Source organism: Delftia sp. WSY_16 (assembly GCF_043104415.1).
GTDB lineage: Bacteria > Pseudomonadota > Gammaproteobacteria > Burkholderiales > Burkholderiaceae_C > Comamonas > Comamonas tsuruhatensis.
Genome location: NZ_JBICKS010000028.1, coordinates 56516 through 80173, shown reverse-complemented (window position 1 = coordinate 80173; position 23658 = coordinate 56516). Strand labels below are relative to the sequence as shown.

Annotated in this window: 25 protein-coding genes and 1 tRNA gene; 19 read left to right on the top strand and 7 right to left on the bottom strand. The window is 69.0% G+C overall.

The genetic code is table 11. The features are described 5' to 3' along the window. Window positions 1–2 precede the first annotated feature (2 nt). The 10 genes from ACF8O7_RS15310 (at window position 3) to ACF8O7_RS15265 (ending at window position 8401) form a co-directional block, all read left to right on the top strand. Window positions 3–452, top strand: a complete 450-nt coding sequence (locus ACF8O7_RS15310) for a hypothetical protein (protein WP_392443726.1) — start codon at window positions 3–5, stop codon at window positions 450–452. 305 nt (window positions 453–757) lie between these two features. Continuing rightward, the gene (locus tag ACF8O7_RS15305; RefSeq protein WP_160855525.1) at window positions 758–1144 is read left to right on the top strand and encodes a hypothetical protein; all 387 of its coding nucleotides are present in this window, start codon (window positions 758–760) and stop codon (window positions 1142–1144) included. Then, window positions 1144–1629, top strand: a complete 486-nt coding sequence (locus ACF8O7_RS15300) for a hypothetical protein (RefSeq protein WP_047327082.1) — start codon at window positions 1144–1146, stop codon at window positions 1627–1629. The genes ACF8O7_RS15305 and ACF8O7_RS15300 overlap by 1 nt, the downstream gene beginning before the upstream one ends. Before the next feature lie 57 nt (window positions 1630–1686). Then, a complete protein-coding gene (locus tag ACF8O7_RS15295) occupies window positions 1687–2880 on the top strand; it encodes a phage tail sheath subtilisin-like domain-containing protein (RefSeq protein ID WP_016450710.1) in 1194 nt (397 codons plus the stop codon). A gap of 63 nt (window positions 2881–2943) precedes the next feature. After that, window positions 2944–3453 (top strand): phage major tail tube protein, encoded by a 510-nt coding sequence (locus ACF8O7_RS15290; RefSeq protein ID WP_012204508.1) that lies wholly within the window; start codon window positions 2944–2946, stop codon window positions 3451–3453. Between the two features lie 68 nt (window positions 3454–3521). After that, window positions 3522–3881 (top strand): phage tail assembly protein, encoded by a 360-nt coding sequence (locus ACF8O7_RS15285; RefSeq protein WP_012204507.1) that lies wholly within the window; start codon window positions 3522–3524, stop codon window positions 3879–3881. An 8-nt stretch (window positions 3882–3889) separates the two neighbouring features. Then, window positions 3890–4006, top strand: a complete 117-nt coding sequence (locus tag ACF8O7_RS15280) for a GpE family phage tail protein (protein ID WP_012204506.1) — start codon at window positions 3890–3892, stop codon at window positions 4004–4006. Between the two features lie 113 nt (window positions 4007–4119). Continuing rightward, on the top strand, window positions 4120–6948 hold the full coding sequence (locus tag ACF8O7_RS15275; protein ID WP_392443724.1) for a phage tail tape measure protein: 2829 nt from the start codon (window positions 4120–4122) through the stop codon (window positions 6946–6948). A gap of 11 nt (window positions 6949–6959) precedes the next feature. Further along, on the top strand, window positions 6960–7400 hold the full coding sequence (locus tag ACF8O7_RS15270) for a phage tail protein (protein ID WP_012204504.1): 441 nt from the start codon (window positions 6960–6962) through the stop codon (window positions 7398–7400). Continuing rightward, complete coding sequence (locus ACF8O7_RS15265; RefSeq protein WP_392443723.1) at window positions 7400–8401, top strand: contractile injection system protein, VgrG/Pvc8 family; 1002 nt, start codon at window positions 7400–7402, stop codon at window positions 8399–8401. The genes ACF8O7_RS15270 and ACF8O7_RS15265 overlap by 1 nt, the downstream gene beginning before the upstream one ends. Before the next feature lie 48 nt (window positions 8402–8449). Here ACF8O7_RS15265 and ACF8O7_RS15260 read toward each other — a convergent pair whose 3' ends face one another. Further along, window positions 8450–8782, bottom strand: a complete 333-nt coding sequence (locus ACF8O7_RS15260; RefSeq protein WP_012204502.1) for a helix-turn-helix domain-containing protein — start codon at window positions 8780–8782, stop codon at window positions 8450–8452. Between the two features lie 86 nt (window positions 8783–8868). Here ACF8O7_RS15260 and ACF8O7_RS15255 point away from each other — a divergent pair, with 86 nt between their 5' ends. The 6 genes from ACF8O7_RS15255 to ACF8O7_RS15230 all read left to right on the top strand — a co-directional run bounded on the left by ACF8O7_RS15255 (window position 8869) and on the right by ACF8O7_RS15230 (window position 12541). After that, window positions 8869–9090: a hypothetical protein gene (locus ACF8O7_RS15255; protein WP_224986487.1), complete on the top strand. Its 222-nt coding sequence runs from the start codon at window positions 8869–8871 to the stop codon at window positions 9088–9090. Window positions 9091–9151: 61 nt separating this feature from the next. Next, window positions 9152–9475: an ogr/Delta-like zinc finger family protein gene (locus ACF8O7_RS15250; RefSeq protein WP_012204500.1), complete on the top strand. Its 324-nt coding sequence runs from the start codon at window positions 9152–9154 to the stop codon at window positions 9473–9475. 157 nt (window positions 9476–9632) lie between these two features. Beyond that, window positions 9633–10049 carry a hypothetical protein gene (locus ACF8O7_RS15245; RefSeq protein ID WP_392443722.1) on the top strand — a complete coding sequence of 139 codons (417 nt, stop codon included), beginning with the start codon at window positions 9633–9635 and terminating at the stop codon, window positions 10047–10049. Window positions 10050–10053: 4 nt separating this feature from the next. Next, window positions 10054–12030: a replication endonuclease gene (locus ACF8O7_RS15240; RefSeq protein WP_016449584.1), complete on the top strand. Its 1977-nt coding sequence runs from the start codon at window positions 10054–10056 to the stop codon at window positions 12028–12030. A 21-nt stretch (window positions 12031–12051) separates the two neighbouring features. After that, a complete protein-coding gene (locus ACF8O7_RS15235) occupies window positions 12052–12300 on the top strand; it encodes a hypothetical protein (protein ID WP_043825231.1) in 249 nt (82 codons plus the stop codon). Window positions 12301–12334: 34 nt separating this feature from the next. Next, window positions 12335–12541 (top strand): AlpA family transcriptional regulator, encoded by a 207-nt coding sequence (locus ACF8O7_RS15230; RefSeq protein WP_012204496.1) that lies wholly within the window; start codon window positions 12335–12337, stop codon window positions 12539–12541. Window positions 12542–12567: 26 nt separating this feature from the next. Here ACF8O7_RS15230 and ACF8O7_RS15225 read toward each other — a convergent pair whose 3' ends face one another. From ACF8O7_RS15225 to ACF8O7_RS15200, 6 genes are all read right to left on the bottom strand, one after another. Continuing rightward, complete coding sequence (locus ACF8O7_RS15225; RefSeq protein ID WP_016449586.1) at window positions 12568–13875, bottom strand: type II toxin-antitoxin system HipA family toxin; 1308 nt, start codon at window positions 13873–13875, stop codon at window positions 12568–12570. Next, a complete protein-coding gene (locus ACF8O7_RS15220; protein ID WP_016449587.1) occupies window positions 13875–14288 on the bottom strand; it encodes a helix-turn-helix domain-containing protein in 414 nt (137 codons plus the stop codon). The genes ACF8O7_RS15225 and ACF8O7_RS15220 overlap by 1 nt, the downstream gene beginning before the upstream one ends. A 119-nt stretch (window positions 14289–14407) precedes the next feature. Further along, a complete protein-coding gene (locus ACF8O7_RS15215; protein ID WP_016449588.1) occupies window positions 14408–15424 on the bottom strand; it encodes a tyrosine-type recombinase/integrase in 1017 nt (338 codons plus the stop codon). A gap of 185 nt (window positions 15425–15609) precedes the next feature. Beyond that, a tRNA-Leu gene (locus ACF8O7_RS15210) sits at window positions 15610–15696 on the bottom strand. Between the two features lie 120 nt (window positions 15697–15816). Further along, a complete protein-coding gene (locus ACF8O7_RS15205; RefSeq protein WP_016449589.1) occupies window positions 15817–19032 on the bottom strand; it encodes an efflux RND transporter permease subunit in 3216 nt (1071 codons plus the stop codon). Continuing rightward, on the bottom strand, window positions 19029–20252 hold the full coding sequence (locus tag ACF8O7_RS15200; protein ID WP_126311867.1) for an efflux RND transporter periplasmic adaptor subunit: 1224 nt from the start codon (window positions 20250–20252) through the stop codon (window positions 19029–19031). The genes ACF8O7_RS15205 and ACF8O7_RS15200 overlap by 4 nt, the downstream gene beginning before the upstream one ends. A gap of 174 nt (window positions 20253–20426) precedes the next feature. On the opposite strand from ACF8O7_RS15200, the gene hpnC reads away from it, so the two are divergent. From hpnC to hpnE, 3 genes are all read left to right on the top strand, one after another. Continuing rightward, complete coding sequence (gene hpnC / locus ACF8O7_RS15195) at window positions 20427–21311, top strand: squalene synthase HpnC (RefSeq protein ID WP_392443718.1); 885 nt, start codon at window positions 20427–20429, stop codon at window positions 21309–21311. Between the two features lie 67 nt (window positions 21312–21378). Then, window positions 21379–22224, top strand: coding sequence for a presqualene diphosphate synthase HpnD (gene hpnD / locus ACF8O7_RS15190; protein ID WP_126311869.1), 846 nt, complete (start codon window positions 21379–21381; stop codon window positions 22222–22224). Beyond that, window positions 22221–23594, top strand: coding sequence for a hydroxysqualene dehydroxylase HpnE (gene hpnE / locus ACF8O7_RS15185; protein ID WP_126311870.1), 1374 nt, complete (start codon window positions 22221–22223; stop codon window positions 23592–23594). Before hpnD ends, hpnE begins: the two co-directional genes overlap by 4 nt. The last annotated feature ends 64 nt before the right edge of the window (window positions 23595–23658 follow it).

The following is a 23658-nucleotide window of genomic DNA, read 5'->3' as shown; positions in this document are numbered from 1 at the left end:
CCATGGAACGCTATGCAAAAGTCATCGAATCGGTAGTAGACAACATCGTGCTTTCCGAGACTGTTCTACCGGATTGGATCCCGTGTGGCGACGCCTCTCCAGGCTGGCTGCATGACGCCAACACGGGCCTGTTCACCCCTCCGCCCACGGCGGTGTCCACTTCTGCCACACGCCACATCACCCCCCTGGCACTGCGCCGCCGCTTCACCCTCGCCGAACGCTCGGCCATCGAATGGGCAGCCGTGGACCGTTCCGACACCAGCGAGAAGCAGCGCAAGGATGCCGCCATGCTGCGCGCCTGCCTGAAGGATCAGGAGCAGGCCGGCTTCATCGACCTGGACGATGCGGATGTGGCCGCCGGCATGCGGCTTATCGAGGACCTGCAACTGATCGCACCAGGCCGCGCAAGCGAGATCCTCGGGGCACCCGTCCAGCCCGGCGAACGCCCCTGACATATCCACCTGCAAAAGCCCCGGCGCCCGTTGAGTAGCCGGGGCTTTTCCTTTCCTGGTCGGCACCCCGAACCAGCGCCAAACCAAGCCTCTGTGCAGCCCTCCGGCACAGCCAAGGTCGCTGGCGCCCATGCCCATGCCGCGAGAACATCAATGCAACCCGGGCACAGCGCCAGCGGCCGTGCAGGCGGCAGGCGCCAAGCCCTGCAAGGACAACCAGGCCGCCTTCGCTGCATGAACTTCAGCATGACACAAACCATCACTGTCGATCCCGCCAACACCGCAGCTTGCGCGAAGGTGCCTGCATGAGCCTGGATGCCGTCATCAGTGCCGATCTGGTGAAGACGCGAGCGGAGATTGCTGCGTTGAGCAGTGCCGTGGCAAGTGCACGCAGCGAGATTGCAGGCTTGAACAGTCAGGTCAGCAACAGCAGTGTTCTAAAGAGCTTGCAAAGACTTCGCGTTCAGCCTAGCGGCAGTGCGCCTTACTACTCAGACGTTGCTATCGCGGCCATCAACCCTCAGAAAACCACAGTACTAATAAGGCAGGTGAATCCAAATGTCAGTGCAATGGTCTTCGATTGCGAGATCCTGAGTCCAACAGTGCTCCGCTGCTGGAACTACTTAATGGGCTCCGACTACAAAATCTACAGCGCAGGAGTGATAGATATCCAAGTGGTGGAGTTCAAGTAATGCCCCACCACTACGCCCAGCTCACCCCCGCCGGCGTGGCCTTCGCCATCACCGAAACGCACGCCGAGCTCAACGCTCCCGACCTGCTCCCCCTGCCCCGCTACGACACCTCGGTGCTCGGCCGCCGCTGGACCGGCACGCACTGGGAAGACGTGGCGCAGGCCTTGCCTGACGAACAGGCAGCGTCCAACGAATCCGCCCCCCGCCACATCACCCCCCACGCCCTTCGCCGCCGCTTCACCGTGGTCGAGCGCACGGCGTTGGAGTGGGCCGTGGTGGACCGTGCCGAGGCGGGCGAGGCCGATCGGCTCAACGCGGCCACGCTGCGCTCGCTGCTCAAAGACATCGAGCAGGCGCGGCAACTCGATCTTGACGACCCCGAACTGGCCGACAGCCTGCGCCGGTTCGAGGCCTTCGGACTCATCGCCGCGGGGCGTGCCCAGGAAATCCTGGACGGCCCCGTACAAGCCCACGAACAGCCGTGACCACCCCTTTTTGACGACAGCCCCACGGCCCAACCACCCCCCAACCCGGAGAACACCATGGCGACAGCCCCGTTCCATCATGGCATTCGCGTCACGGAAGTGAGCGAAGGCATCAATTCCATCCGCATCGTGTCCACGGCCGTGATCGGCCTCGTGGCCACGGCCAGCGACGCCGATGCGGCCACTTTCCCGCTGAACCGCCCGGTGCTGGTCACCAAGGTCGATGCGGCCATCGGCAAGGCCGGCACCAAGGGCACGCTGGCCCAGGCGCTGAACGCCATCAAGGAGCAGTGCCGCCCGGTGCTGGTCGTCGTGCGCGTGGCCGATGGCGAAGGCGCCACCGAGGCCGAGCGCCGCACCGACCAGGACGCCAAGGTCATCGGCACCACCGCCGGCAACCAGTACACGGGCCTGCAGGCGTTGCTGGCGGCCCAGGCCCAGCTCGGCGTCAAGCCGCGCATTCTGGGCGCACCGGGCCTGGACAGCCAGGCCGTGACCGACGCGCTGGCGTCCGTGGCCATCAAGCTGCGCGGCTTTGCGTATGCAGCGGCCATCGGCAACGATGTGGCCGAGGCCCAGGCCTACCGCGAGCACTTCGGCCAGCGCGAGCTGATGCTGCTGTGGCCCGGCTTCAAGGCGCTGGATCTGTCCACCGCCGCCGTGCAGGACGCCTCGCCCGTGGCCTACGCCCTGGGCCTGCGCGCACGCATCGACCAGGAGCAGGGCTGGCACAAGACGCTGTCCAACGTGCCGCTGTCCGGCGTGCTGGGCATCTCGCGCGATGTGCACTGGGACCTGCAAAGCCCCGATACCGAGGCCGGCATCCTCAACCAGGCCGGCATCACCACGCTGATCCAGAGCCAGGGCCACCGCTTCTGGGGCTCGCGCACCTGCACGGACAGCGAGCTGTTCCGCTTCGAGTCCAGCGTGCGCACCGCGCAGGTGCTGGCCGACACCATGGCCGAGGCGCATTTCTGGGCCGTGGACAAGCCCATGCACCCCAGCCTGGTCAAGGACATCCTGGAAGGCATCAACACCAAGTTCCGCGAGTTGAAGGCCCTGGGCTACATCCTGGACGGCAAGGCCTGGTACGACGAAACGGTCAACGAGACCGCCACGCTCAAGGCCGGCAAGCTGGTGCTGGACTACGACTACACGCCCGTGCCTCCGCTGGAGGACCTGGGCTTTCGCCAGCGCATCACCGACCGCTACTTCGCCGACTTCGCCCTGCGCGTGGGCACCGGCCAGTAAACGGCGGCCGCACCCGACACACCCAATACACCGAACACACCGGATACACAGGAGAAAAGCACCATGGGACTGCCCCGCTCTCTCAAGAATTTCGCCACCTTCGTGGATGGCAACTCGTACATCGGCGACATGCCCGAAGTGGGCTTGCCCAAGCTCACCCGCAAGATGGAGAAGTACCGCGCCGGCGGCATGAACGGCGAGGTCAGCCTGGACTTCGGCATGGAGGCCATCGAGGCCGACCTGACCGCTGCCGGCTACATGAAGGAGTTGATCTCCACCTGGGGCACGCTGCGCCACGACGGCGTGCTGCTGCGCTTCGCCGGCGCCCTGCAGGGCGATGACAGCGAAGGCGTGGACTCGCTGGAAGTGGTCATGCGTGGCCGCTTCTCGGAGTTCGACCCCGGCAAGGCCAAGGCCGGCGACAAGACCGAGATCAAGTACAAGCTGGCCGTCAGCTACTACCGCCTGTCCATCAACGGCCAGGTGCTGATCGAGATCGACCCGGTCAACTTCGTCGAAGTCGTCAACGGCATCGACCGCCTGGCCCAGGTCCGCGCCGCGCTGGGCATCTGAGCCTGGCTCAACTGACCGGGCCGGCCGGCCCGGTCCTCCTCTTTTCTTCACCCGAACGCTGACACATCATGGACACCACCAAGCCCCAGGAAGACCTCCAGAACCAGGCTGCCGCCAACGCGGCCGCCCTCGCATCGGGCGATGCGCGCGAGATCACGCTCGACGTGCCGCTCAAGCGCCCCGGCGGCGACCTGGCCCGGGTGCTGGTGCGCCGCCCCAATGCCGGCGCGCTGCGCGGCCTGTCGCTGGTCGAGCTGCTGCACATGAACGTGACCGCGCTGCAGACCCTGCTGCCGCGCGTGACCGAGCCCATGCTGCACAAGGCCGAGGTGCTGCAGCTGGACCCCGCCGACCTGGTGACCCTCGGTACGGAGGTGGCCTCTTTTTTGGTGCCGAAGGCGCAGAGGGAGCAATTCCCGAGCGCGTAGAGGACGCCATGGCCGACCTGGCCATGGTCTTCCACTGGCGGCCGGCGGACATGGAGGACATGTCGCTGGCCGAACTCGGCCAATGGCATGAACGGGCGCGCGAGCGCTACGAAAGCCAGGACTGAGCCAGGACTGAGCACCACCTCCACTCCATTGCCCGCCTCTCGCCCCTGTCTTGCACGCCCCTTGCCCATGACCTCCACCCAACGCCAACACCGCACCGGCCAGGGAGCCCTCCATGGCCGTTGACACCCTGCGCCTGGACGAGGTGCTCAAGCAGGCCGAGCGCGTGCACCAGCCCCTGGCGCTGCTGGGCAGAACCAGCAGCAACACGGCCCGGGAACTCAAGGAAACGGTCGACCAGTTGAAGAAGCTGCAGCAGCAGCAAGCCCAGCTGGGCGACTACCGCGCGCTGCGCAGCGGCCTGGCCGACACCACAGCACGGCTGCGCGGCGCGCGCCAGCAGATGGCCCAGCTGCGGCTGGAATCGGGCGCGGGCGAGCAGCCCTCGCGCGCCATGCTGCGCGCGCTGCGTTCGGCCCAGGTCGAGGAGGAGCGCCTGGCGCTGCTGCGCGCCACGCAGCGATCGCGCCTGATGGACATGCGCGAAGGCCTGCGCGGCGCGGGCGTGGACACGGGCAACCTGTCCGCGCACGAGCGCAAGCTGCACAACGACATCCGCGCCACCACGGCCCAGATGGAAAAGCAGCGCAAGGTGGTGGCACCGGCCGCCCAGCGGCTGGAGAGGATCGACGCCCTGCGCGAGCAGAGCAAGACCCTGGCCGATCGCGGCCAGGCGCTGCGCGAGACGGGCGGCAAGATGCTGGCGCCCGTGCGCGCCGTGAGCCAGGCCTTCATGACCGACGACCAGGCCGCCGCACAGCTGCGCGCCACCATGGCGGGCAGCAATGGCAAGCCGGGCGCCGATTACCAGCAGGTGCTGGACTTGGCCAAGAGCCTGGGCACCGACATGCCCGGCAGCACGGCCGACTACATCGCGATGATGAACCAGCTGCAGCGCCAGGGCGTTTCCTCGCAGGATGTGCTGGGCGGCCTGGCCCGGCAGGCGGCCAACCTGGGCGCGGTGCTGAACATGCCCGCCAAGGAGGCCGGCGAGTTCGCGGCGCAGCTGCAGCAGGCCACCCGCGCAAGCGCGGGCGACATGGCCGCACTGGCCGACACGGTGCAGCGCACCTCCCACCTGGGACTGGACCCCACAGGCATGGTCAAGGGCCTGGACGCCATCGGCAAGGCCCTGCCGCAGCTGGGGCAGCAGGGCGCAAGGTCGGGACAGATGTTTGCGCCGCTGCTGCTCATGCTCAACGACGCCAGCATCAGCGGCGAGGCCGCCGGCAAGGCCGTCGGCAACCTGGTCAAGAACTCCATGGACCCGGCCAGGCTGGGCCAGGTCAACAAGATGCTCGCGAGCCAGGGCGTGTCGCTGGACTTCAAGGACGCCAGCGGCCAGTTCGGCGGCACCGAGCAGATGATGGCCCAGCTGCAAAAGCTGCAGAGCCTGGGCAGCGACAAGCTGCGCGCCGCTGCGCTGGACAAGCTGGCGGGCGGCGATGCGCAGACGCGCAAGGCCCTGGAGGCGCTGCTCCAGCAGGGCCCTGGCGGCTACCAGCAGATCGCCTCCCAGCTCAAGTCACAGGCGGATCTGGATGGGCGCGTGGCCATCCTGAAGGACTCGGTCTCGGCCCAATACGAGTCCGTCAAGGACAGCTACAACGGCCTGTTGAGCGACATGGGCTCGACCATCGAGTCCGACCTCAAGGCCGTGCTGGGCACGCTGCGCGAGATGACCGAAGGCATGCGTGCCTGGGTCAAGGAGCATCCCCAGATCGTGCAGTGGACGCTGCGCATCGTGGCCGTGCTGGGCCTGCTGATCGCAGGCGTCGGCGTGGTGAGCAGCGTGCTGTTCGGCCTGCTGGCGCCGCTGCTGCTCACGCGCACCGTGTTCGGCCTGCTGGGCGCGGCCATGGGCGCAGGCAGCGGTGCGTTGGGCGTGCTCAGGCGCGGCCTGGCGGCCGTGGTCCTGTCGCTGGGCATGATGGGCGGTGGCGGCAGTGCCATGGGCCTGTTGGCCGGCGGCTTGCGCATGGCCAGCAACGCTGCGGGCGTGCTCAGGCGCGGCGTGGGCGCCGTGGTCCTGTCCCTGTCCATGATGAGCGGCGGTGGCGGAGCCATGGGTCTGCTGTCGGGAGGCTTGCGCATGGCCAGCAACGCTGCGGGCGTGCTCAGGCGCGGGCTGGGAGCCGTGGTCCTGTCGCTGGCCATGATGGGCCGCGGCGCTGCCATGGGCAGCATAGGCACCGCCCTGGCCGGCGCGGGCCGCGCTGCAGGCCGCATCTTCGGCGGCGGTGCAGGCAAGGGCCGTGCGGGCGCCGTCATGGGCCTGCTGGGTGCCGGCCTGGGTGCCGCAGGCGCCGTCGGCGGTGGCCTGGGCGGTAGTCTGGGTGGTGCAGCCGCATCGCTGATGGGCCTGGTGCGCATGACACCCATGGGCCGGCTCGCAGGCGGCCTGATGGGCGCGGGCGGCTCGATCATGCAGAACTGGGATGGCCTTTCCACCGCCTTCAAGGCCGGCGACTGGAAGGGCGTCGGCGGCACGCTGCTGGACGCCGGCAAGGCCGGCCTCGATGGCGCCACGGGCGGCCTGTTCGGCGTGGTCTCTGACCTGGCCGGCAAGGGCATCAGCGGCCTGGCCTCGTCGGTGGGCTCATGGTTCAAGTCCGGCGATGCGTCGGCACCCGACCAGGGCCGCGCCGGCGCACTGCGCCAGGGTGTCGCTGCTGCAGCCACGGCGGCCACGCTGGCCACGGGCGCCATGCCGGCCCTGGCCGACACGGGCGCCGTGCGCATCGACAGCCGCCCGCCGCTGGCCAGCGCTGCTGCACCCGCGCCGGCACCGGCCCCGGTGGCCGGCGCCACCATCCATATCACCGTCAACGCTGCGCCCGGCCAGGATGCGCAGGCCATTGCCCGCGCCGTGGCCGCCGAGCTGGACCGCCGCGACATGGCCAAGCGCTCCAGCGTGCTGTCGCAGCTGTCGGACATCGACTGAGGAGCATGAGCATGCTGATCACACTGGGCCAGTTTGCCTTCGGCATCGACACACTGGCATTCGACAAGCTGGTGCGCAGCAGCACCTGGCGCCACCCAAGCAACAGCCGCGTGGGCGCGCGCCCCGCCCGCCAGTCGCTGGGCCCAGGCGATGAAACGCTGGGCCTGACCGGCGTGCTCGCACCCGAGTTCCGGGGCACGGCCAAGTCGCTGGACGACCTGCGCGAAATGGCCGACCAGGGCAAGGCATGGGCCCTGGTGGGCGGCGAAAGCATCCTGGGCGCCTGGGTCATCGAGAGCCTGCAGCAGACCGGCACGCACTACACACCGGGCGGCAAGCCGCGCCGCATCGAGTTCGATCTCAAGCTGGCCCGCGTGGACGACCACCTGGCCGAAGGCGGCGGCGGCGTCGATCCCTGGCCCGATGACGACTTCTGGGAATGGTGGATCTGATGGCCACACAGGAATACCTGCACGCCAAGCCCCAGTACGAGATCGTCCTGGACGGGCGCAACATCACCAGCCAGGTGGACACGCGGCTGATGAACCTGACGCTGTCCGAATCGCGCGGCGAAGAGGCCGACAAGCTGGACATCACGCTGGACGACAGCGATGGGCGCCTGGCCCTGCCAGGCAAGGGATCCAAGATCGCGCTGAAGCTGGGCTGGGCCGGACATGGCCTGGTCGACAAGGGCACCTACGAGGTGGACGAGGTGGAGCACCAGGGCGCGCCCGACAGGATCGTGGTGCATGCGCGCTCGGCCGAGCTCAAGCGCCAGCTGCGCACGCGCTCCGAGCACAGCTACCACAACAGCACGCTGGGCCAGATCGTGCGCAGCATCGCCCAGCGCAACGGCCTGCAGGTGCGCGTGGACGCGCAGTTCGAGAACCTGCGCGTGGACCACATCGACCAGACCCACGAAAGCGACCTGAACTTCTGCAGCCGCCTGGCGCGGCAGTACGACGCCGTGTGCACGGTCAAGAAGGGCAAGCTGGCCTTCATCGCCATCGACAGCAAGATCACCGCCGGCGGCCAGGCCGTGGAGGCCGCCACGCTCACGCGCGCCGAGGGCGACAGCCACGCCTACCACACGGCCGCGCGCAACGACTACAGCGGCGTTCGCGCGTACTGGAACGACGCGGATCGCGCCGAAAAACGCAGTGCCACGCAGGGCGCCGAAGACAACGAAAAGCGCCTGAAGGACACCTACGGCAGCGAGGCCGAGGCGCAGGCCGCCGCCAAAGCCGAGATGGGCCGCATCAACCGCGCCAAGGCCACCATGGGCCTGAAGCTGGCGCTGGCGCGGCCCGACCTGATGCCGCAGACGCCGCTGAAGCTGCAGGGGTTCAAGGCAGAGATCGATGACACGCCGTGGCTGGTCGTCAAGATCCAGCACGAACTGGGCGACGGCGGCTTCACCTCCAAGCTGACGCTGGAGACACGCGCCAAGTGAGCGAGAGGGGCGGGTAGAGCACGTCCTGGAGCGGCCGGCGCAGGCCGTTCAGCGCGCGGCCAGGGTCGCCACGGCCATGATGGCGGCGCGGCCCGAATCGTCGGCCCGGCCGTAGCAATCGAGCAGCTCGCGCTCGTCGGGCGCCAGGGTCTGGACCGATGCGTTCGCATGCTGGCCCGTGACCACATACAGGACATCCACGCCCAGGCCCGCCATCACGGCCAGGGCAGCCGCATTCGGCGATTGCTCGCCCTTCTCCCAGGTGGCCAGGGTGCCGCGCGAGACGTCGCAGGCGTCGGCCATGGCGAGCTGCGCCACGTCCAGACGCAGACGCTCTTGCCTCAGCCTTTCACCGATGTGATCGAAATTTCTTCTATTCATCAATTGACATGCTCGAAATTTCGAGCAATGATGCAGTCAGCGTGTAACCAAACCATCCAAACCATCCCAAATACTACATGACAGCCATGCACTCCCCCAGAGCCGTGCCCGGTATCCCTGCGGATCCGGTGCTTCATGACAGGCCCGTGCCACTGCGCATGACGGCATCCGAACGCGAACGCCACGCCCGCTATGCCAGCCGTGAAAGCCGCAGCGCCTCCAACTTCGCGCTGAAGCTGTACCGCATGGGCATGCAGCAGTACGAGCAGCAGATGCCGCCGCTGCCCCAGGCCGATCAGGCGCGATAGCCACCAGCGCCGACCTGTTCACCGCCTTGTCTTCGATCCCAACTGCCCCCAGGAGCCTGCCATGCGCATGATGTGCCCCCACTGCAACGAACACGCCTACACCCGCACCAGCCTGCAGCTGACCAGCACCAGCCGCGAGACCATCTTCCAGTGCCGCAACTTCGAGTGCGGCCATGTGTTCTCGGCGGTGACCGAGATCAACCGCACCATCAGCCCCAGCGCCATCCCCAACCCCATGGTGATCCTGCCGATGAGCACGCACATCAAGCGCAAGCTGCTGCAGACCCAGCTGGACGCCATGCCGTCCTCGCAATACGAAGGCGCAGCGCACCGCGCAGCCCAGGCGGCCGAATCCGCCCAATCCAGCGAAGGCGCGCGCAGCTAGCGCGGCCGGGTCGCCTTCGCCGCTCCTGACGGCGCCCCACCCGGCGCGCGGGCAGCCCCGCCTGCACCGCCGCCACCCCACCCCCTTTCCCGCAACCTGCGGAGCCTGCATGAAGGCCCTGCGGGATGCGCTCACCCTGAAACGACCTGGACAGACCATGAAGCTCGGCGACCTGCGCCTTTCCGATCTGATGCGACTGCTGCAGGCAGACGATGCGCCCGCGCCCGAATACCGGCCCGAATACCGGCCCGTGGACCCGCCCGCACTGCCCGAGGCCTACCAGCGCCTGAGCGTCAGGGACTGCCGCACCCGCCTGCGCGAGCTGCAGCGCGAAGCCGCGCAGCGCGCCTCCAACGGCCGCTCGGGCAGCGCCGAAAGCCGCGAATGGGCGGGCCTGGCCAGCCACTACCGCATGGCCCTGGTGCTGCTGTCGGGCATAGACGGCGAGATCGAGGAGCTGGCCCTGCGCGACTGGCGCGAAATGCCGCCGCCCGAGCGCGACGCCATCCGCCGCCAGATCCGAGCGCTGCGCACCTGCCTGCTGCCGCTGCGCGCGCTGGCCCTGAGGACCTGAGCCCATGTCCGTCCTGCTCGCCGCCAAATCCACCGGCCGCAGGCTGCGCACCGCCAGCCTGCAGCAATGGGACCAGCACAAGCCCCGCCCCCACATGGTCCAGCGCGCCATGCAGGCGCTGGAAAAAGCCTTGCCGCCGCAGTGGCTGCAGCCCATGAAGCTGCTGGGCCTGGGCGACTGGCAAAAGGGCGCGCAACACGCCAACGGCCAGCCCGAATGGGCTGCCTGCCACGACGCGCTGGCCGCCATTGACGACTTTGCCAGCCGCCACGGCCGTGCGGCCGAGTGGAATCTGGACGACTACGAGATCTGCCAGATGGCCAGGCGCCTGAGCGACGAAGTCGGTGAGCTCGACGCCGGCGCCCAGGCCCAGAACATGGACCTGGCCGCACGCGTGGACCTGGTGCGGCTGATGCTGCGCATGCTGGGCCTGCAGGAAAGCACGCCGCTGGCCGGCGAGCCCGCCATCCGCCGCGCGCTGGACGCGGCCTGGTGGCGCCGCATGCTGCGCCGCCACGTCACGCGCACCGTGGAGGCCGGCGCCGTCAAGCTGGGCATCGTCAACCGCAGCGCCGGCGGCTATGCCAGCAATGCCACCGTGCGCCGGCGCACCGCGCAGATCGAACGCAACGCCCGCGCGCTGGAGCGCAGCCTCTACCGAAACGAGGCCGGCCAGGTCTTCACCCTGGCCGAGCTGGCCGCGCTGTCGCCGGCCAACCCCGTGATCCGTGGCGGCGAGCTGATGACGCGCATCCGCGGCGCAGAGGAATATGCCGACGCGCGCAGCCACGTCGGCCTCTTTCTCACGCTGACGGCGCCCAGCCGCTTTCACGCCGTCACGCTGGGCAGCGGCGGCCGGCCGCGTCCCAATCCCCATTACGACGGCCACAGCACGCCGCGCGATGCCCAGCTGTGGCTGCGTACCATGTGGGCGCGCGTGCGCTCGCACCTGGGCCGCCAGCGCATCGCCATGTACGGCATCCGCGTGGCCGAGCCGCACCATGACGCCACGCCGCACTGGCACGCCCTGGTCTGGGCCGAGTGCGAGGAGCACGCCCAGCACATCGAGGCCGCCATCCGCAAATGGTGGCTCAGCGAAGATGGCGACGAGCGCGGCGCCCAGCGCAACCGCGTCAACGTCAAGCGCATGACCGGCGGCGGCGCTGCCGGCTACGTGGCCAAGTACATCGCCAAGAGCGTGGGCCATGCGGCCCTGGCCGACCACCTCGACGTGGTGCAGGGCCGCCTGTGGGATGTGGAGCAGGGCGGCATGCCCGGCCACTGCCGCGTGGACGCCTGGGCCGCCTGCTGGGGCATTCGCCAGTTCCAGGCCGTGGGCATGCCCAGCGTCTGCGTCTGGCGCGAGCTGCGCCGTGTCAGCAAGGACCAGGTCGAACAGATCCGCATCGACGGCGACAAGGCCAGCTGGAAGGCCTGGGGCGCCAGCCACCGCCACGGGCCCGACATCCCCGCCGACTGGCGCCGTTACATGGAAGCCATGGGCGGCCACTGCCTGGCCCGCGACCGCTGGCACCTGCGCATGGCACGCCGCCCCGTGCCCGCCGGCGCCGTCAACCAATACGGCGAGGCCATCGCGCCCGGCTGCGGCCGCGTGGTGGGCCTGGAAACCCGGCGCGGCCAGTGGCTGGTCTCGCGCCGCATCGCCTGGCGCAGCGTGGCCCGCGCCACGCTGGAGTTCCAGGAAACCCAAGGTGCAGAAAGCGCCGAGGGCGCCAACGTGGCCCCGCCGACCCTGCCCGCCCGCGCGCCGCTGGCGCGCGCTTGGACTGGTTTCAATAACTGTACGGCCCGGCTCACGGGCCACACGCTGCGCGCCCTCATCGGCCGCGGCGGGCACCAGCGCGAGGACCGTGCCAACCCGGCCGGGCCCGATTCGGGTGCCGATTCAGTGTCCCATTCCGTGCTGCACCGCCCCGCATCCGGCGCCACGCCATCCAACCACCCTTTCTTTTCCAGCTGATCCACCCCAGGAGGACCCACCATGCACCACAACATCACCGCCCTGCGCAGCTACCGCGCCACCCTCATCCCCCACGGCGTGGACGCCGCGCAGCTGGATCAACTGGCCGACGCCCGCCTGCTGCCCGTGCTGCGCCTGAAGGCGGCCAGCGCCAGCCACGCCCAGGCCTGCGCCCTGCTGGCCAGCGGCCGGCCCGTTCTGCGAGTGGAGCGAGTGGAGCGTGTGGAGCGCAAGAAGGCAGGCAAGTCCATCACGCCGCGCCAGGCCTGATCAAGCCCCGGACACGACATCGGAGAACACCGCAATGACGCAACAGAACATGGAACTCTTTCACAGCGCCCCGCGCCTGGACACCCAGGGCATCGCCAACTACCTGGGCCTGAGCCGCGAGCACGTCACCGCGCGCCTGACCAAGCGCCCTGACTTTCCCAAGCCCTTCATCAACGCCAGCCGCCGCATCCGCTACTGGCGCATGGCCGACGTCAAGGCCTGGGCCGAGGGGCGCCGGTGAGCCGGCACCAGGCCATCGCCGTGCGCTCAGTGATCGCTGCCCGCAAGAAAACGGCGTGCCTGGTCGCGCGCCCCGTCGAAGATCTGCCGGGCCATAGGCTGCGGCACGCTGGCCGGCAGGCGCGGCTGCAGCCGGTCGATGGCGCCGTCCAGCGCCTCGACCATCTCCACCATGCTTTCCCACAGGCCTGCGATGCGCGTGGTCTCGGCCAAGGCCTTCCAGTGGCGGCGCTGGATCTCGGCCAGGCGGTAGTGGCGGCTGCGCCCCGGCAGGGCCATGGCCATCCTGGCGCGCTGGCGGGCAATCTTGCCGTGGCCGTGACCGATGATGGGCCAGGCCGACAGCACGTCGTACAGCGGCGTCATCTCATAGCCGCCGCCCGGCTGCAGAAACACAGAGAAATTCTTGGCATGCCCGTCCGTGGCCGCCAGCAGCCAGAACGCCAGCTGGGCCATCACGAAGCGGGCGCAATCCTGGGCAGGCTCGCTGCCATGCTGCAGCACCTGCAGGCACTGCAGCATGCCGGGCCCGCCGTGGGTCTCGTACTTGTTGGCGCTGGCAACGCCGCGCACCTGGCAGAAATCTTCCTGGGGCAGACGCGCAATCCAGCCCTGCGCCGTCCAGGCGCGATCAAAGCGCTCCACGCACAGCACCTGCTGACCGCCAAAGGTCTCGATGCTGCTGTCGGCCACGGCAAAGCCCAGCTCGGCCAGCAGGCGGGCGCACAGCCACTCATTGGCCACTGACTCGCTCAGGTCGTAGTGCCAGTGCGGCACCACGCCGATGGCCGGCTTCAGGATATGCGTGGTCGGCGTCGCACCCAGCGGGCGGCACCACTGGCCGCCATGGCGCAGCACCGCCGTCTTCTCCTGCGCACCGGCAATGGACAGCCGGAACTCCTGGTCCACCTCCAGCGCGCCAAACCCGCCACCCAGGCTGGCCAGGTGCTCTGCAATCTGCGCCTCGCTCAGCGGCTCGAAGCGCACCTGGTCGAACCCTTCGGGCACGGCCCCCTCGGGCAGCAGCTGCACGGCACCCACGCAATCGCGGCCAATGGCCTCCAGCAGCGAGAACGCATCGGCCCCGCGCAGCCCGAAGCGCTGGTGAATGCGCCGGCGAATGCCCTCGCCGTCCGGCAGCAGGTTGTCGAAATAGTGGGCCACCACCTCGCCCGCCACCGTCAGGTCGCGGGTGAAGGGCATGGACAGTGACAGCGGCCGCGCATGCGCGCTCTGCGGCCAGGCCGGGTCATAGGCGAACACATGGCGGCCCGTGCGCGTGACCTCCCAGGTGCCCACCCGCTCCCCATTCATCCAGACGCCCAGCGCCGCCATCACCAGGACCCTTTCGGCTTGCGGTCCTGCCAGTGCGGCGGCAGCGCCTGCGGCTTGAAGGCCACGGGGCGGTCGGCGGGCTTGCGGGGCACGTTGTCACTCGCGTACGGTTGTGGAGCGGGCTCGGCAACCTTCGACGCAGCAGGTCCAGGTCCAGGCACAGGCACAGATGCAGACGCAGGAGAAGCCACCGCATCCGCCCTGGGCCGCATGAGCAGATCGGCATCCAGCAGCTGCAGGATCTCCATCAGCTGGCGCACGCTGATGGCGGCCGGGTCACGCTCTATCGCCGCCACACGCGACTGGGACACGCCCAGCCGCTGTGCCAGTTGGGCCTGGCTCACGCCAGCGGCCTTGCGCAGCGACTTCAGGTGCAGCGCAAGCTGATCGGGCAGTTGCAACAGGTGGTCCATGGTGTTCTCCTGGCCAGGGCATTCAAAATATCATCTCAAAATGATGAATTGAAATTATCACTCCAGAATAATATTGTCAAGATATCATATTGGAGTGATATTTCTGGCAACCACCCTGCCTACAACCGTGCCGCGATGTCCTCGGCCGTCTCTCGGTAATAGGTATTGAACAGCTCGTTGATATCCACGTGGCCGCTGATGCGGGCCAGCGTCATCACATCCACGCGCTTGCTCAGCCAGGTCAGCGCCGTGGCGCGCAGGTCATGGAAACGCAGGCCCTGCACCATCACCCGGTCGCGCAGCTTGCGGTAGAGCGTGTCGCGGCTGGCGTCGCTGATGGTCCAGTAGGCGTCGCGCCCGGCAGCCTCGGCGGCGGCGTCCAGCATGCGCAGCAGGCGCACGGCACGGCGCGTCAGCGGCACATGGCGCTCGCCCACCTTGGCCTCGGTCTTGTGGTGCGGCAGGTGGTAGACCCGGCGCTTGAGATCCACATTGCTGCGGCCCATGCGCAGGATCTCGCCGCTGCGCATGGCCGTGTGCAGGGCCACCAGCATGGTCCAGGCCGTCTGCTCCATGGCGGTGACAGGCGCCAAGCGCGGCGAGACATTGGCCGAGCGCAGCATGCGCCGCACCTCGCTCCACTGCCCCGTGCGCCGGCGCGCATGGGACTTGGCCGGCAGCTTGATCTCGGGCCAGGGGCTCTTGCCCACCCATTTCCACTGCTTGACCGCAAGAGTCCAGATCGGACGGAATTGCTGCGCCTCGCGCAGCACGCTGGCGCCGGAGACCTGCTGCAGCCGCGCATCGCGCCAGCGCGCCAGGTCGTCACCCGTGATCTCGTGGAACACCTTGGCCGCCAGCTCGGGAAACTCGCGCAACCAGGCATCAAAGCGCAAATGGTCGGCCCGCGCCGTGCTGGCCGTCTTTTTGTCGGTGACCTCGCGCCGATAGCGCTCCACCGCCTCGGCCAGCGTGCGCCGCGGAAACTCCCCGCGCGCGCCGGCCAGAATGGCCGCCTCCTCGGCCACGGCCCAGCCCTGCGCCTCGGCCTTGGTCGCCCGCGTGGCGGTGCGCCGAATACCCGCACGCTCCACCTCGGCCCGCCAGCCGTTCTTCACCTTCCGGAAATACGCCATCCCATCTCCTGCTGCACGCGCGGGATCACAAGCGGGATCTGCGCGGGATTGTGATGTGATTTTGCGCTGTTTTGTGCCGGTTTCAACCCGTTCCGTTTTGCAGCGGAGACCCAGAAAAAAAGCCCGCCTCCTCTACAGGAAGCGGGCTTGGGCAGTGTTCGCCGCAGTTGAGCGGCGTTGGTGCGTGGTGCGCGGGGGGGGACTCGAACCCCCACACCATTGCTGGCGTCAGGACCTAAACCTGGTGCGTCTACCAATTTCGCCACCCGCGCTGGTTCTTGAGGGAGCCGCCTGCGCGGCGGCTCCTAGGTCAGGGCGCAGATTCTAGCCGCAATTGCGGGGTGCATTGCCATACCCCGGATTTGAGCGGCGGCCTCCGCGTTTTCGCCGCATCAATGCGTGGGCTCGCGGCGCACGCGGAACACGGCGGCGTACATGGCCGGCAGCGCCAGCAGTGTCAGCACGGTGGCCACGATCAGCCCGCCCATGATGGCCACGGCCATGGGGCCCCAGAACACGCTGCGCGACAGCGGGATCATGGCCAGCACGGCGGCGGCGGCCGTCAGCACGATGGGGCGCAGGCGGCGCACGGCGGCTTCGATGATGGCGTCCCAGGCCGGCACGCCGCGCGCGCGGTCGGTCTCGATCTGGTCGATCAGGATCACCGAGTTGCGCTGGATCATGCCCATCAGCGCCACCACGCCCAGCAGCGCCACGAAGCCGAAGGGCCGGCCCAGCAGCAGCAGCGCCGCCGCCACGCCGGGAATGCCCAGCGGCCCGGTGATGAACACCAGCAGTGAACGGCTGACACTGCGCAGTTGCAGCATGAGCAGCGTGAAGGTGAGGAACAGCATCACGGGCACACCAGCGACGATGGCGTCCGAGCCCTTGGAGCTTTCCTCCACGGCGCCAGCCACATCGATGCGGTAGGCCGTGTCGCCCGCAGCGTGCCAGCGCGCCTCGATCTCGCGCAGGCCCGGCAGCAGCGCATGGGTCAGCGTTGCGCCCTGCAGGCCCTCGCGCACATCGCCCTGCACGGTGATGGCGAACATGCGCTTTTCTCGCCACATCACGCCGGGCTCCCAGACCATCACGGGCTTGGCGATCTGCGTGAGCGGGATCGACTTGCCCGATGCCGTGGGCAGGTAGGCGTTGGCGATGTCGGTGATGGCGTCGCGCTCCGAATACGGCGTGCGCAGCACGATGTCGATGAGCTTGTCACCCTCGCGGAACTGGCCCACGGTGGAGCCGCTGAGCATGACGCGGGCCGCCTGGGCGATGGCCTGGCTGCTCACGCCCAGGGCGCGCGCCTTGTCCTGGTCCACCTCCAGGCGCACGGCCTTGACGGACTCGTTCCAGTTGTCGTTGACGCCGCGCATGTCGGCGTTGGCGATCATGGCCTGCTTGACCTCGTCGGCATAGGCCCGCAGCTTTTGCGGGTCGGTGCCGGAGACGCGGAACTGCACCGGATAGGGCACCGGAGGCCCGTTGGGCAGCAGCTTGACGCGGCCGCGCACCTCGGGGAACTCCTGGGCCAGCAGCGCCGGCAGCGCCTTGCGCAGCCGCTCGCGCGTGGGCAGGTCCTGGGCCACCAGGATGAACTGCGAGACGTTGTTCTGCGGGAACACCTGGTCCAGCGGCAGGTAGAAACGCGGCACGCCCGAGCCTACCCATTCGCTGACCGTGCGCACGCCGTCGAGCTTCATGAAGCGCTCTTCCACGCGGCGCGTGACGGCCTCGTTGGCGGCCAGCGACGTGCCTTCGGGGAACCAGATGTCCACCAGCACCTCTGGCCGGCTGGAATCCGGGAAGAACTGCTGCTGCACGCGCGACATGCCCACCAGGCCCAGCGCGAAGACCAGCACCGTGATGGCGATGGTCAGCCAGCGGTGCGTCACGCACCAGTTCACGGCGCGCCGGAAGCGGTTGTAGAACGGGCTGTCGAAGACCTCATGCTCGGCTGAGGACGCATTGAGGTTGGTCTCCTCGATGGGCACCTCGCCCGAGGCCACCTCGGGCGGCAGCGTGGCCGCGTGCGGCGGGCGCTTGAGCAGCAACATGCCCAGGTAGGGCACGAAGTACACCGAGGCGAACCAGCTGAGCACCAGCGCAATCACCGTCACCGCGAAGATGGCGAAGGTGTACTCGCCCGTCATGGACTTGGCCATGCCGATGGGCAGGAAGCCCGCCGCCGTGATCAGCGTGCCGGTCAGCATGGGCTTGGCCGTGATCTCGTAGGCAAAGGTGGCGGCGCGGTACTTCTCGTAGCCCTCCTCCATCTTGCGCACCATCATCTCCACCGCAATGATGGCGTCGTCCACCAGCAGGCCCAGCGCGATGATCAGCGAGCCCAGCGACACCTTGTGCAGGCCGATGTTCCAGTACCACATGGCCAGGAAGGTCGCGGCCAGCACCAGCGGAATGGTGATGGCCACCACCAGGCCCGGGCGCGGATCGATGTACCAGCGCTTCCACAGCGGCTGGTGGCCCTCGCGCTTGTGCAGGCCCAGGCTGATGAAGCTCACGGCCAGCACCACCACCACGGCCTCGATCAGCACCTGCAGGAATTCGTTGACCGAGTCGGCCACGGCCTTGGGCTGGTCCTGCATGTTGGCCAGCTCCACGCCAGCCGGCAGCGTGCGCGCGATGTCGCCCACGGCGCCGCGCAGGGACTTGCCCAGGCGGATGATGTCGCCGCCCTTGGTCATGGACACGCCCAGCGCAATCGTCTCGCGCCCCTGGTGGCGCACCTTCACATTGGCCGGATCGGCATAGCCGCGGCGGATCTCGGCGATATCGCCCAGGCGCAGCTGCGCGCCCGATGCGCCGCGGATGGGCATGGCGCGCAACTCGTCCACCGCCAGGAACTGGCCGGCCACGCGCACCTGCACGTCCTCGCGCGGCGTCTGCAGCACGCCTGCGCCCTCGATGGCGTTTTGCTGGCCCAGCTGGCCCAGCACCTGGTTCATGTCCAGGCCCAGCTGCGACAGGCGGCGCTGCGACAGCTCGATGTAGACCTTCTCGTCCTGCACGCCGAACAGCTCGACCTTGGCCACATCGGGCACGCGCAGCAGCTGCTGACGCACGTCGTCGGCCATGGTCTTGAGCTCGGCGTAGCTGAAGCCGTCGGCCTGCAGGGCGTAGATCACGCCATAGACATCGCCGAACTCGTCATTGAAGAACGGCCCCTGCACGCCCTGCGGCAGGGTGTAGCGCATGTCGCCGATCTTCTTGCGCACCGTGTACCACAGCTGCTGGACATCGCCGGGGCGCGAATTGTCCTTGAGCTGGAAGATGATCAGCGACTCGCCGGGCTTGGAGTAGCTGCTGATCTTGTCGGCGTAGGGCACCTCCTGCAGCGTACGCTCGATCTTGTCGGTGACCTGCTCGGCCATCTGCTGCGCCGTGGCGCCCGGCCAGTTGGTGCGCACCACCATGGCGCGGAAGGTGAAGGGCGGGTCCTCGTCCTGCCCCAGCTGGAAGTACGAGGCAAAGCCCAGCAGCAGCAGCACGACCATGAAATAGCGCGTCAGCGCCACATGGTCCAGCGCCCAGCGCGAAAGATTGAAGTGCCCGCCCTGCGGCGCCTTGTGCTTGGGTCCGCTCATTGGGCCGCTCCGCTGGACGCAGCACTTGCGGAAGCTGCGGCACCTGCGGCGGCAGGCGCCTGTGCCGGCTGCTGCGTCTTGTCATACCGGTCCTGATAGACCGTGACCTTCTGCCCGGGCGTGAGCACATGCACGCCAGCGGCCACCACCTGCATGCCGGGCGTCAGGCCGGCGGCAATCACGGCCTCGTTGCCATCGGCCGTGGCCAGTTGCACGGGCTGCAGCTTCACCGTGCTGCTGGCGGCATCGAACACCCACACGGCCGTGCCCTGGCCGCCGCCGCCTTCCTGGCGCAGCGCCGTGGTCGGCAGCTTGATCACGGGCTGGCCCGTGGGGCCCATGCCCTCGGGCAGCGCATGGACCGTCGCGCCCAGCGGCGGCACGGCGGCCGCATCCGACGCGGGCAGTGCCACCTTCACCTGGTAGGTGCGCGTGACCGGATCGGCACTGGCCGCCACCTCGCGCACCTGGCCTTGCAGCGGCTGCATGCCGGCCGACCAGGGGCGCACATTCACCTTCTGGCCCACGCGGATGGCGCCGCGCTTGTCCTCGGGCACCACGAACACCACGTCGCGCGGGCCGTCCTGGGCAATGCGCACCACGGGCGAGCCGGCCGACACCACCTGGCCCGGCTCGGCGTCTATGCCGGTCACCACGCCGGGCACATCGGCCAGCAGTTGCGCATAGGCCTCCTGGTTGCTCTGCGATGCCAGCTGCGCCTTGGCCTGGTCCAGCGTGGCCTGGGCGGACTTGAGCGTGGCCTCTCGCCGCTCCAGCTCCGCACCGCTGATGAAATTCTGCGCCTTCAGCTGCGAGTAACGCCTCACATCGGCGGCGGCAAGATCGCGCTGCGTGGTCGCGGCCGCCACCTGGGCGCGCGCGGCGTCAGCTCCCAGCCGGTAGTCGCTGGCATCGAGCCGCGCCAGCAACTGACCTGCCTGCACGTGCTGGCCCAGCTCCACCTCGCGGCGAACGAGCTTGCCGGCCACGCGAAAGCCCAGGCGCGACTCTATGCGCGCGCGCACCTCGCCCGCGTATTCCAGTTGCGTGTCCAGCGCGCCCACGCCTACGGTGAGCAGCTTGACGGCGCGCACCGGCTCGGGCGGCGGCTCGGCCTTGGAACAGGCGCCCAGCGCCAGCGCGGCGGCCAGGCACAGAGGGGCAAGAAGAAGATGGCGCGGCAAAGCGGGCGCGGCAGGGTTCGATGGCAAGTCGGGCATGTGGATCCGGGAGGGCTGGTGCGAAAAGCGGCTGCGGGCTGCAAGATCCGGGCAACATGCCGCGGCAGCTGGCTGGCGCCGTTTACTGACTGACGGGTTAGTAATTTAGGAGAAGCCCTTGAGCCCGTCAAGTGAAATGCATGGCCTTGCGCGCAGCATCGACAATCGGCCACCGTGAAGTCCACCGCTCCCACCCTGCCCGCCTCCCCCGCCCCGGTCACGCACTACGAGAACTTTCCCGTGGCGTCCTGGCTGTGCCCGCCCCGCTTGCGCCCGCCGATTGCCGCGCTCTACCACTTCGCACGCACTGCAGACGATCTGGCCGACGAGGGCGACGCCACGCCGTCCGAGCGCCTGGCCGCGCTGGCCGCCTACCGTGCCGACCTGATGGCGCTGGGCACCGAAGGCGAGGCTTCCATGCTCGCCTGCACGGCCTGGCCTCTTGTCTTTGCAGGGCTGGCACCGCAAGTACGCGCCCACCAGCTGCCGCTGGCGCTGATGGACGACCTGCTCAGCGCCTTCGCGCAGGACGTGCGCAAGACCGAATCCGGCGCCACCTACGCCGACCGCGCCGAGCTGCTCGACTACTGCCGCCGCTCGGCCAACCCCGTGGGCCGGCTGCTGCTGCATCTGTACGGGGTGGATGATGCCGAATCGCTGGCCCGCAGCGACGCCATCTGCACCGCCCTGCAACTGATCAATTTCTGGCAGGACTTCAGCGTGGACCTGCCGCGCGGGCGCCACTACCTGACCGATGCCGACTGCACCGCCCATGGCGTGCGGCGTGAAGACCTGCGCGCCGAGCCCGCTGCACTGACCCCTGCCGTGCGCGCGCTGCTGGCCGAGCAGTCGGCCTGGGCGCGCGCACTGATGCAGTCCGGCGCACCGCTGGTGCACCGCCTGCCGAGCCGCATCGGCTGGGAGCTGCGCCTGGTCGTGCAGGGCGGGCTGCGCATCCTGGACAAGGTCGATGCGCTGCAGGGCGCCAGCCTCTACCGCCGCCCCACCGTCGGCAAGGCCGATGCGCCGCTGCTGCTGTGGCGCGCCCTGCGCATGTGATGGCGGGCCGGCCGTTGCGACACCCAGGCTTTGGCCCCAAGCCGTCCATGGGACAATCCGGCCCCATATGAATCCGGATCAGTACGTCCAAGACAAGGCCGCCGCCTCGGGCAGCAGCTTTTATTACGCCTTCCTCTTCCTGCCGCGCGAGCGCCGTGCCGCCATCACCGCCTTTTATGCGTTCTGCCGCGAAGTGGACGACGTGGTGGACGAAGTCTCCGACCCCGGCGTGGCGGCCACCAAGCTCGGCTGGTGGCAGAACGAAGTGCACCAGGCCTTTGCAGGCAAGCCCTCCCATCCCGTGATGCAGGCGCTCATGCCGCACGCTCCGGTCTACGCCATCGAAGAGCGCCACCTGCAGGCCGTCATTGACGGCTGCCGCATGGACCTGGAGCAGACCCGCTACCTCGACTTCCCGGGCCTGGCGCGCTACTGCCACCTGGTCGCAGGCGTGGTCGGCGAAGTGGCCGCGCGCATCTTTGGCCAGACGCAGGAAGAAACCACGGCCTACGCCCACAAGATGGGCCTGGCCTTCCAGCTGACCAACATCATCCGCGACGTGGGCGAGGACGCCATGCGCGGACGCATCTACCTGCCCATCAGCGAGCTGCAGCAGTTCGACGTCAAGGCGCATGAGATCACCAAGCGCGAATACTCGGACCGCTTCACCGCGCTGATGCGCTTTCAGGCCGAGCGCGCCCACCGCCTCTACGACGAGGCCCTGGCCCTGCTGCCCGCCGCCGACCGCCACACGCAAAAGCCCGGCCTGATGATGGCCAGCATCTACCGCACCCTGCTGCGCGAGATCGAGGCCGACGACTTCCGCGTGCTGCACCAGCGCATCAGCCTGCCGCCGCTGCGCAAGCTGTGGCTGGCCTGGAAGATGCAGGCGCTGGGGCGCATGGCGCGGTGAGCAGAGACAGCGCCAAGGACACGCCGCGCGCCGCCATCCTCGGCGGAGGCTGGGCCGGCTTTGCGGCCGCCCTCACGCTGGCGCGCAGCGGCTGGCACATCACCCTGCACGAGGCCGCACGCGAGCCCGGCGGCCGTGCGCGCGGCATGGACCTCGACACGCCACAGGGCCTGCTGCGCGTGGACAACGGCCAGCACATCCTCATCGGTGCCTACACCGAAAGCCTGCGCCTCATGCGCGAGGTGGGCGTGGACCCTGAACGGGCGCTGCACCGCCAGCCCATGGCCCTGCCCTACGCCGATGGCAGCGGCCTGCGCTTTCCCGACTGGCCTGCGCCGCTGGATGCGCTGGCCGGCATTGCCACCGCACGCGGCTGGAGCCTGGGCGAGCGTGCAGCCCTGCTGGCGCGTGCCGTGCGCTGGCGGCTGGCGGGCTTTCGCTGTGCGGCCGAAGCCACGGTGGCCGACCTCTGCACAGGCCTGCCGCAGCGCCTGGTCAGCGAGTTCATCGACCCGCTGTGCATCTCGGCGCTCAACACACCCATTCACCTGGCCAGCGGCACGGTGTTCCTTCGCGTGCTGCGCGATGCGCTGTTCAGCGGCCGTGGCGGCTCGCATTTCCTGGTGCCGCGCCATGACCTGGGCAGCCTGTTCCCCGCGCCGGCCGCGCAGTGGCTGCAAGAGCGCGGCCACGCCGTGCGCCTGGGCAGCCGCGTGGCCGAACTGCAGCCCCAGGGCCCGCACTGGACGCTGGGCGCAGCCCAGGGCGAAGACGCGCCCTTTGACGCCGTGCTGCTGGCCTGCCCCGCGCCCGAGGCCGCGCGCCTGGCACTCACCGCCGCCGAGCACGACAGCCTGCCTGCACGCGACGGCATAGCCCTGCAGCGCTGGGCGCAGCTGGCCCAGGACCTGCAGCACCGCCCCATTGCCACCGTCTATGCGCACACCGGCGATCCCTCCCACACATTGCCCCCGGGCGCGCCCTGGCTGGCGCTGCGCTCCACGCCCGATGCGCCTGCGCAATTCGTCTTCGACCGTGGACAACTCGGCGGCCCGCAGGGCCTGATGGCCTTCGTCATCAGCGACAGCGCATCGGACCGCGAAACCCTGCAGGCCCAGGTGCTGGCCCAGGCCCAGGCGCAGTTGGGCTGGCATGGACTGGTTGCGCTGCGCACCGTGATCGACAAGCGCGCCACCTTCGCCTGCCTGCCCCAACTTCAGCGGCCCGGCCTGGAGCTGGGCCACGGCCTGTGGGCCTGCGGCGATCATGTGGACGGGCCGTATCCGGCCACCATCGAAGGCGCCGTGCGCAGCGGCATGCAGGCTGCCGAGGCCGCGGCCGCAGCCCATCGCACAGCACACACCGACTGACCCCCGGGTATCTCCGTAGCCTGCGGACCCCGGTTTGACAGCAGATTGACAGCCGCCAGCGCCA

What these genes read in the sequence shown, in the direction of transcription:
- ACF8O7_RS15230 (WP_012204496.1), top strand. Translation starts at nt 12,335, where the DNA reads ATGACGCAACAGAACATGGAACTCTTTCACAGCGCCCCGCGCCTGGAC.
- ACF8O7_RS15220 (WP_016449587.1), bottom strand. Translation starts at nt 14,288, where the DNA reads ATGGACCACCTGTTGCAACTGCCCGATCAGCTTGCGCTGCACCTGAAG.
- ACF8O7_RS15300 (WP_047327082.1), top strand. Translation starts at nt 1,144, where the DNA reads ATGCCCCACCACTACGCCCAGCTCACCCCCGCCGGCGTGGCCTTCGCC.
- ACF8O7_RS15290 (WP_012204508.1), top strand. Translation starts at nt 2,944, where the DNA reads ATGGGACTGCCCCGCTCTCTCAAGAATTTCGCCACCTTCGTGGATGGC.
- ACF8O7_RS15225 (WP_016449586.1), bottom strand. Translation starts at nt 13,875, where the DNA reads ATGGCGGCGCTGGGCGTCTGGATGAATGGGGAGCGGGTGGGCACCTGG.
- ACF8O7_RS15205 (WP_016449589.1), bottom strand. Translation starts at nt 19,032, where the DNA reads ATGAGCGGACCCAAGCACAAGGCGCCGCAGGGCGGGCACTTCAATCTT.
- ACF8O7_RS15255 (WP_224986487.1), top strand. Translation starts at nt 8,869, where the DNA reads ATGCACTCCCCCAGAGCCGTGCCCGGTATCCCTGCGGATCCGGTGCTT.
- ACF8O7_RS15265 (WP_392443723.1), top strand. Translation starts at nt 7,400, where the DNA reads ATGGCCACACAGGAATACCTGCACGCCAAGCCCCAGTACGAGATCGTC.
- ACF8O7_RS15250 (WP_012204500.1), top strand. Translation starts at nt 9,152, where the DNA reads ATGCGCATGATGTGCCCCCACTGCAACGAACACGCCTACACCCGCACC.
- ACF8O7_RS15215 (WP_016449588.1), bottom strand. Translation starts at nt 15,424, where the DNA reads ATGGCGTATTTCCGGAAGGTGAAGAACGGCTGGCGGGCCGAGGTGGAG.
- ACF8O7_RS15245 (WP_392443722.1), top strand. Translation starts at nt 9,633, where the DNA reads ATGAAGCTCGGCGACCTGCGCCTTTCCGATCTGATGCGACTGCTGCAG.
- ACF8O7_RS15275 (WP_392443724.1), top strand. Translation starts at nt 4,120, where the DNA reads ATGGCCGTTGACACCCTGCGCCTGGACGAGGTGCTCAAGCAGGCCGAG.
- ACF8O7_RS15280 (WP_012204506.1), top strand. Translation starts at nt 3,890, where the DNA reads ATGGCCGACCTGGCCATGGTCTTCCACTGGCGGCCGGCGGACATGGAG.
- ACF8O7_RS15310 (WP_392443726.1), top strand. Translation starts at nt 3, where the DNA reads ATGGAACGCTATGCAAAAGTCATCGAATCGGTAGTAGACAACATCGTG.
- ACF8O7_RS15260 (WP_012204502.1), bottom strand. Translation starts at nt 8,782, where the DNA reads ATGAATAGAAGAAATTTCGATCACATCGGTGAAAGGCTGAGGCAAGAG.
- ACF8O7_RS15240 (WP_016449584.1), top strand. Translation starts at nt 10,054, where the DNA reads ATGTCCGTCCTGCTCGCCGCCAAATCCACCGGCCGCAGGCTGCGCACC.
- ACF8O7_RS15295 (WP_016450710.1), top strand. Translation starts at nt 1,687, where the DNA reads ATGGCGACAGCCCCGTTCCATCATGGCATTCGCGTCACGGAAGTGAGC.
- ACF8O7_RS15305 (WP_160855525.1), top strand. Translation starts at nt 758, where the DNA reads ATGAGCCTGGATGCCGTCATCAGTGCCGATCTGGTGAAGACGCGAGCG.
- ACF8O7_RS15270 (WP_012204504.1), top strand. Translation starts at nt 6,960, where the DNA reads ATGCTGATCACACTGGGCCAGTTTGCCTTCGGCATCGACACACTGGCA.
- hpnD (WP_126311869.1), top strand. Translation starts at nt 21,379, where the DNA reads ATGAATCCGGATCAGTACGTCCAAGACAAGGCCGCCGCCTCGGGCAGC.
- ACF8O7_RS15200 (WP_126311867.1), bottom strand. Translation starts at nt 20,252, where the DNA reads ATGCCCGACTTGCCATCGAACCCTGCCGCGCCCGCTTTGCCGCGCCAT.
- ACF8O7_RS15235 (WP_043825231.1), top strand. Translation starts at nt 12,052, where the DNA reads ATGCACCACAACATCACCGCCCTGCGCAGCTACCGCGCCACCCTCATC.
- ACF8O7_RS15285 (WP_012204507.1), top strand. Translation starts at nt 3,522, where the DNA reads ATGGACACCACCAAGCCCCAGGAAGACCTCCAGAACCAGGCTGCCGCC.